At 51.2% G+C, this 244-nt stretch carries 1 protein-coding gene; it reads right to left on the bottom strand.

Annotation, left to right across the window (positions count from 1 at the left end; genetic code table 11):
* Positions 1-35 precede the first annotated feature (35 nt).
* The coding region (locus ACRHNM_RS17835; protein ID WP_431137979.1) for a helix-turn-helix domain-containing protein at positions 36-244 on the bottom strand (209 nt) is incomplete at its 5' end.

Below are 244 nucleotides of genomic sequence, written 5' to 3'. Positions count from 1 at the left end.
AAAACAGGTCGCCGAATCTAGGTGCGATTCATACGCTAATCCGAACCCGTCCGCCTGAGTTTGCTGATGAAATCGCTGGGGCTGAGGCCGTATTGCTTTTTAAATATATTCGAGAAATAACTCCTGCTGTTAAAACCCACGGAATAAACCACCTCGCTGATGTTCATATCCGTCTTCCGCAACAGGTTGCGCGCCGTTTCCAGGCGTACGTGCCGCACGTAATCCGCCACGGTCCGGGTATAGA

The organism is Psychroserpens mesophilus (genome assembly GCF_050617655.1).
In the GTDB taxonomy this organism is placed as follows: Bacteria; Bacteroidota; Bacteroidia; order Flavobacteriales; family Flavobacteriaceae; genus Psychroserpens; species Psychroserpens mesophilus_A.
Note: the sequence above shows the minus strand (reverse complement) of the source record. Positions and strands in the feature narration are given on the sequence as shown.